This window comes from Streptomyces purpureus (assembly GCF_014648195.1).
In the GTDB taxonomy this organism is placed as follows: Bacteria; Actinomycetota; Actinomycetes; order Streptomycetales; family Streptomycetaceae; genus Streptomyces; species Streptomyces purpureus.
The window spans coordinates 23,805-30,034 of sequence record NZ_BMQQ01000009.1 but is presented as its reverse complement, the minus strand read 5'-3'; the positions used below and the strand labels follow the sequence as shown (position 1 = coordinate 30,034).

Genomic DNA, 6,230 nt, shown 5'->3' with positions numbered 1-6,230 from the left:
GCTCCATCACCCAGCGGTGCAGCGCCCGCGCCTCGGCGACCGCCTGCGGGTCGGCGCCGGGGGCCGCGGCGCCGCGGTACACCTCGACGGCGACCCGGGCCAGGTACTGCAGGTGGACGGCGAGGTCGTCGTCGCCTCCGAAGCCGCGGAGCATGCCGTGGCCGTCGCGCCAGGTGACGGCGCGGGTGTGGCGGTTGGCGTGCTGGCCGGTGGCGTCGTGGACGAGCTGCTGGACCACGTCGGGGCTGCGGGGGCCGGGGATACGGCCGAGACGGTTCAGGGCGGTGAGCCGGTCGGTGAGCTCCCAGGAGCTGAGCCGTCCGGGCAGTTCGCGCTGCCCGTCGATCCAGGTGTCCTGGCCGTCGCTCTGCTCGGGGTCCTGGCGGCGCCAGTGCCAGGCGTCGTGCAGCCGCATCAGCTCCCGGTAGGGCTCGTCGCCGAGGTCGGGGGCGCCGGGCTGGTGGGAGTCGGGGCCGAGGGCGCGCAGGGCGCTGACGGCGACCGCGAGCCCGGAGCGGCCGTCCTTGGCGCGGGCCTTGACGACGCCGATCACCTCGCCGCGCTCCAGGTCGATGAGGGGTCCGCCGGAGACGCCGTGGCGCATGTCGACCCGGAGGGTGACCTTGATCCGGCTGCCCTTGTTGCCTCCGTGGCCGCAGACGAGCTGCTCGGTGACGAAGGGGCCCTCCTCGCCCGTGGCGTCGTAGAACCGTCCGATGATCCCGCCGCCGTCGTCCTCGGCCTGCCCGAACTCGCCCGGCGGCCGGTCGGTGAGCCAGACGCACCGCTCGCGCTTGAGCGGGGCGAGCAGAGCGACCAGCGCGAGGTCGGGGGTGATGCCGTCGACGGCGTCGGCGTACGGCTCGCGGCCCGGCTGGTCGCCGCCGCGCTCGGGCACGGCCTGGTGCGGCCTTGGCATGCAGTAGGCGAGCCGGCCGGGCAGCACCTCGCCGTCGACGACCACGCCCACGTCGGCCCCCTCGGCCCCGCCGGCTGCCGGGTCCTGGGGCCGCCGCAGCCCATGCCCGTCGACGAGGACGTGGGCGCAGGTCAGCACCCACCCGGGCGCGACGAGGAAGCCGCTGCCCCACAGGACGGGGCGGCGGCGCGGGCCGGGCAGTGCCGGGCCGGTGGTCTCGCGTGTGCGGGGCGGTGGGCAGATGCCGACGGTGGCGTCCTGGGCCAGCCGCCACAGCGTCTCGCGCCCGGACATCAGCTCCCGTCCCGGCCCGCGCCTCCTTCAGGCGTCTGTCCGGGGGCCGCCGCATTCGCCCGGCGCGCGGCGTTGTGCCAGGTCAGCGTGATGGAGAGGTTGGCCTTCGCCTCGCCGTCGGCGAGCACGGCGACGGCCTTGCCCGGCTTGGCGGAGACCTCGATGCCGAAGGTCACCGCCGTCTCGTCGGGGGCCACGTCGGCGGTGGCGTCCCGGACCGAGCGGGCGACGCCCTCCACGGTCTCCCTGAGCCCGGCGACCCGGGTGGTCACCCGGTCCCAGACGCCGACGTCCTCGTAGAGGTCGTCGTAGGTGTCCCCGTCGACGCCGTCGAGGCGCGAGGCCCTGACCCAGATCTCGGTGCCGTCGGGCAGCTGTACCGGCCGTATCCCGTCCCCCATGGCGCACCCCCGTCCCTGCGGCGCACCTGTTCCCGTACACCACAGTCACTTTGATGGAGGATCAGGCTAGCTCGCCGGGGGCGTGGGGGCGAGGGCCTCCCGGGCTCTCCTATCCTGGCTGGGAGAACGCGTTTCCGAGTGCACCGGAGCACCCCTTGTACTTCACCGACCGTGGCATCGAGGAGCTGGAGAACCGGCGCGGCGAGGAGGAGGTCACCCTCGGGTGGATCGCCGAGCAGCTGCGTACGTTCGTCGACCTCAACCCGGACTTCGAGGTCCCCGTCGAGCGGCTGGCGACCTGGCTGGCCCGGCTGGACGACGAGGACGACGAGTAGGCGGGTAGGCGTGTAGCCGTGTAGGCCCGTGGCGGCGACGGCTCAGGCCGGATCGCGCCGCAGCCGGTCGTAGAGCAGGCCGAGCGCCCCGTCCGCGAGCAGCAGCGCGCCGGCCGTCGCCCAGCCGCCGCTGCGCCTGCGCAGGCCCAGGACCAGCAGGGGGACGCCTGCGGCGACCTGGGCCAGCGCGAGGAGCCGGGCCTTGGGCCCCCGGACGTACGGGCCGAGCGGGCCGCCCTCCATGACGTCGAGCTCGGCGCGGACGGCGTCGCGCCAGCCGGACCATTCGAGATGTTCGGCGCCGTGTGCGAGGGCGGTGGAGCGCAGCCGGTCGGCGGGCTCGCCGGGGGTGAGCCCGGCCGGGAGGGCCAGGCCGGTGCGGGTGAGGACCGCGATCAGGCCGAGGAGCCTGGCGCGGGCGTCGGCGTCCGGGTCGGGGGCGGTGAGTCCTTCCAGGGCCTGGGCGTCCAGGACGGGGTCGAGCCCGAGCCGGGCGGCGAACGTACGCATCGCCTCGTCCTCGCCGAGCGGGGTGCCGTCGGCGAGCCAGACGTAGCCGACCGTGCGGCGGAATCCGGAGGCGAGGGTGTACCCCGCCCGGTCCGCGTCCCACCACAGCGCGAGGACCGGCCAGCTCACGCCGACGGCGAGCGCGGCGGCCCAGCCCGTCACCACCTGGTCGATCTCCGCGGCACCTTCCCGCCAGGGCTTGCCCTCGGGGACGAGGACGCTCCACTCCTGTCCCGCGGGCACGAGGAGCAGGTGTTCGCGCAGCAGCGGAGCCGGCGGCCGTACGGCCGTGGGGTCGGCCCGGCAGAGCAGCAGCGCGCCCGCGGGGCCGGCGGATCCGGGGCCGGATGTCGCGTTCATTCCCCATACGCTAGGGCACTTTGCCCCGTTACGAACCCCGTGGCGCCGCCTCCCTCGGCGGCTTCCACCCCTTGACTTCCCCATACCGCGATATATCGTGTTCATCGGAAGACGCGATATGTTGCGTCCCGTCGCGTCGCGTCCGGTCGATGTCGTCGTAGGAGGTATGCACCATGAACGAATGGTCCGTCGCCGAGCCGAAGAAGCTCACCTTCGACGACCCCGTGACGGCCCTCAAGGTGCGTGTCGTCAAGGGAACGGTCAACGTCGTCGGCACCGAGGACGGCTCCACCCGCCTTGAGGTCTCCGAGATCGAGGGGCCACCGCTGACCGTCACCCTGGACGGGTCGACGCTCACGGTCACGTACGAGGACCTGTCCTGGAGCGGCTTCCTCGACTGGATCAAGAACAGGCTCCCCCTGCGCGACCTGCGCCGTCGCGCCGTCGTCACGCTCGCCGTCCCGGCCGGGACCGACGTCGAGGTGGGCGCCGTCGAGGCCGCCACGATGGTCTCCGGCATCCGGGGGCGTACGGACGTACGCGGCGTCAACGGCGACGCCACGCTGGTCGCCCTGGCCGGCGCGGTCCGCGCGGAGAGCATCGGCGGCAGCGTCGAGACCCAGTCCGTCACCGGCGACCTGCGCTTCACGTCCGTCTCCGGCAGCCTGACCGTCGTCGACGGCGGCGGGCCGTCCGTGCGGGCCGAGTCGATCAGCGGTGACATGGCCGTCGACCTCGGCGTCGGCGGACCGGCCGACGTCCGGCTCACCAGCGTCTCCGGCGAGGTCGCCATCCGGCTGCCGCACCCCGCGGACGCCCAGGTCGAGGCGAACACCACCAGCGGCTCGGTCTCCAACGCCTTCGACGACCTGCGGGTCTCGGGACAGTGGGGCGCCAAGAAGATCACCGGCACGCTGGGGGCGGGCACGGGCACGCTGAAGGCGACGACCGTGACCGGCTCGATCGCACTGCTGCGCCGCCCGGCCCCGGCCGCCGAGAGCGGCACCGACTCCGGAAAGGTCCTCTGAGATGCCCCCCGTCTTCGCCCACGGCCGGCTGCGGCTGTACCTGCTCAAGCTCCTGGACGAGGCACCGCGCCACGGCTACGAGGTGATCCGCCTGCTGGAGGAGCGGTTCCAGGGCCTGTACGCGCCCTCGGCGGGCACGGTCTACCCGCGCCTGGCCAAGCTGGAGGCCGAGGGCCTGGTCACGCACGCCACCGAGGGCGGGCGCAAGGTGTACTCCCTCACCGACGCCGGCCGCGAGGAGCTCGCCGGGCGGGGCGGTGAACTGGCCGACCTCGAACAGGAGATCCGCGAGTCCGTCTCCGAGCTCGCCGCCGAGATCCGCGACGACGTGCGCGGCGCGGCCGGGAAGCTGCGCCACGAGATGCGCGCGGCCGCGAGCGAGACGCGCACCGCCGCTGGGTCGGCCGGGGCGTCGGTCTTCGACGACGCCAAGGAGGAGCTGCGCCGGGCCAAGCAGGAGTGGAAGGAGCAGACCCGCCGGGCCAAGGACGAGTCGCGCCGGGCCCGGGAGGACGCCAAGGCGGCCCGGCTCCAGGCGAAGGAGGCCCAGGAGAAGGCGCGCCAGGAGGTCCAGCGCATCGCCCGCCAGGTCCAGGACCACTTCGCGCGCGGCGACTGGCCGGCCGGTCTCGGCAGCCTGCTCGGCACCATCCCCGCCAAGCCCCAGGCGGCTCCGCCCACCGACTGGCCGGCCCCCTCCGGCGACCCGGCCCGCGACCTGGACCGCCTCCTCGACCGCTTCCGCGACACGGTCCGCGATGCGGCCCGCGACCACGGCGTGACGGAGTCCCAGCTGACGGAGGCCCGCTCCCGCCTGGCCGCCACGGCGGAGGACCTGAAGCGCCTGCTGGGAGAGGGCTAGCGGGCGGCGACGGGGCGGCCGGGCCGGCGCGCCGGCGGGTGGACGCACCGGCAGCCGGGGGGCGAACGAGCCGCGGCGGTGCCGGCCCGCGTAGGCCGCCCGCCGCCGACTCCATCACCCGGGGTCAGCCCCGGCCGGCCGTGACCGTGACCCGGGCCCCCGGCGCCGCGTAGACCCGCACCACCCCGTCGCGGCCGCGCACCGCCACCGCCCTACCCTCCGTCGTCACCTTCCAGTCCGGGCCCGGCAGCCGCAGCTCCGTGGGGCCGCCGCGGCGGGCCGCGTCGTAGACCAGGCGATAGGTGCCCGAGGTGTACGTCGACGTGCGCACCCTGCCCGCCACCGCCGCCGCGTACGGCTGCGCGGTCTGCTCCTTGTTCGTACGGAAGGCACCCGTCGCGTCCACCGCGCAGTAGCCGCCGCCGTAGCACCACACGTAACCCGCCCAGCCGGAGGAGTAGCGGTTCAGCGACGCCAGCGCGTCGCGGTAGAAACGGCCCATGTTCGGCAGGGAGTTGTTCAGCGGCCCCCACTCCCCCACCACCACGGGGACCTTGTACTCCTTCGGGTAGGCGGTGACCGCCTCCTCGTACGACTCGATCCAGCCGGCCGCCGGGTCGTAGTCCGCGCCCGCCTCCATCGCGGTGTTGTAGAAGTGCGGGGCGTAGACCACTTTCGGATCGTCGATCCTGCCCAGGCCCGTCGGCACGCCCTCGCCCACGATCGGGGTCGGTTCGACGAAGATCCAGTTGTCCTGGTCGACCGTACGGACCGCGTCCGCCAGGCGGTTGTACATCGCCGTGAGGTGGTCCCGCTCGATCCGGCGCGCGGCCGTCGGCAGGTCCTCGCCCTCCTTCAGCTCCCCCATGGGCTCGTTGATCAGGTCGTAGCCGAGGACGGCCGGGTGGTCCTCGAAGCGGTCGGCGAGCACGCGCCACATCCGGGCCTGGGCGAGCCGCAGGTCCGGGTCCTCGTAGAGGTGCGTGAACGCGCGCTGCACGGCCGGTTCGAAGTACTCGGCGAACCAGTCGTCCGGGTGCGGGGTGAACGGCAGGCCGTCCGTCCGGGTCGCCCACTCGGGGATCCCCCGGTGTCCGAAGGCCGGGCCGAAGACGTCCTGGTGGGCGTCGATCAGGACCTGGACGTCGTACTTCTCCGCCCAGTCCAGGATCCGCTCGATCTTGCGCAGGTAGGCCTGGCTGTACTGGCCCCTGCGCGGCTCCAGGTCGTCCCAGAAGACCAGCAGCCGGGCGAAGTTGAAGCCCTTCGCGCGCAGGTCGCGGAAGTGCTTCTCGGTGATCGCGGACAGCGCCTGCTCGCCTCGGTGGGTCTTGTCCTCGACGTTCCAGCCGCGCAGGGTGAGCGTCCGGCCCCGGTCGTCGGTCAGCGGCGGTATGCCTGCCCCGGGCGGCGGCGCCGCAGGCTCTTCGGCACGGGCGGCGGCCGTGGGCGCGAGCAGGGCGGCCACCACGGCCGCGGCGAGCAGGGATGTTCGGACACGACGCATGGGAACCTCCGGCA

7 protein-coding genes are annotated in these 6,230 nt (G+C 74.2%); 3 read left to right on the top strand and 4 right to left on the bottom strand.

Going from position 1 to position 6,230, the window contains the following annotated elements; translation table 11 throughout:
- Both IEZ01_RS13820 and IEZ01_RS13815 read right to left on the bottom strand, forming a co-directional pair.
- Nucleotides 1-1,213, bottom strand: a 1,213-nt coding sequence (locus IEZ01_RS13820; protein ID WP_189201895.1) for a trypsin-like peptidase domain-containing protein, incomplete at its 3' end; no start/stop codon positions are given.
- A complete protein-coding gene (locus IEZ01_RS13815; RefSeq protein ID WP_189201893.1) occupies nucleotides 1,213-1,614 on the bottom strand; it encodes a CU044_2847 family protein in 402 nt (133 codons plus the stop codon). The genes IEZ01_RS13815 and IEZ01_RS13820, both read right to left, overlap by 1 nt.
- Nucleotides 1,615-1,769: 155 nt before the next feature.
- Between IEZ01_RS13815 and IEZ01_RS13810 the strand changes: the two genes are divergently transcribed.
- Nucleotides 1,770-1,949: a DUF6104 family protein gene (locus IEZ01_RS13810; protein WP_019889383.1), complete on the top strand. Its 180-nt coding sequence runs from the start codon at nucleotides 1,770-1,772 to the stop codon at nucleotides 1,947-1,949.
- Nucleotides 1,950-1,991: 42 nt separating this feature from the next.
- Here the strand turns inward: IEZ01_RS13810 and IEZ01_RS13805 are convergent, their stop codons facing one another.
- A complete protein-coding gene (locus IEZ01_RS13805; protein ID WP_189201891.1) occupies nucleotides 1,992-2,819 on the bottom strand; it encodes a hypothetical protein in 828 nt (275 codons plus the stop codon).
- Between the two features lie 173 nt (nucleotides 2,820-2,992).
- Here IEZ01_RS13805 and IEZ01_RS13800 point away from each other — a divergent pair, with 173 nt between their 5' ends.
- Nucleotides 2,993-3,847 carry a DUF4097 family beta strand repeat-containing protein gene (locus tag IEZ01_RS13800; RefSeq protein WP_189201889.1) on the top strand — a complete coding sequence of 285 codons (855 nt, stop codon included), beginning with the start codon at nucleotides 2,993-2,995 and terminating at the stop codon, nucleotides 3,845-3,847.
- Nucleotide 3,848: 1 nt separating this feature from the next.
- Nucleotides 3,849-4,709, top strand: a complete 861-nt coding sequence (locus IEZ01_RS13795) for a PadR family transcriptional regulator (RefSeq protein ID WP_189201887.1) — start codon at nucleotides 3,849-3,851, stop codon at nucleotides 4,707-4,709.
- A 124-nt stretch (nucleotides 4,710-4,833) separates the two neighbouring features.
- On the opposite strand, the gene IEZ01_RS13790 is transcribed toward IEZ01_RS13795, so the two are convergent.
- Nucleotides 4,834-6,216, bottom strand: coding sequence for a cellulase family glycosylhydrolase (locus IEZ01_RS13790; protein ID WP_019889376.1), 1,383 nt, complete (start codon nucleotides 6,214-6,216; stop codon nucleotides 4,834-4,836).
- Between the last annotated feature and the right edge of the window lie 14 nt (nucleotides 6,217-6,230).

Coding starts and splice junctions, on each gene's coding strand:
- IEZ01_RS13790 (WP_019889376.1), bottom strand. CDS start 6,216: ATGCGTCGTGTCCGAACATCCCTGCTCGCCGCGGCCGTGGTGGCCGCC.
- IEZ01_RS13800 (WP_189201889.1), top strand. CDS start 2,993: ATGAACGAATGGTCCGTCGCCGAGCCGAAGAAGCTCACCTTCGACGAC.
- IEZ01_RS13805 (WP_189201891.1), bottom strand. CDS start 2,819: ATGAACGCGACATCCGGCCCCGGATCCGCCGGCCCCGCGGGCGCGCTG.
- IEZ01_RS13795 (WP_189201887.1), top strand. CDS start 3,849: ATGCCCCCCGTCTTCGCCCACGGCCGGCTGCGGCTGTACCTGCTCAAG.
- IEZ01_RS13815 (WP_189201893.1), bottom strand. CDS start 1,614: ATGGGGGACGGGATACGGCCGGTACAGCTGCCCGACGGCACCGAGATC.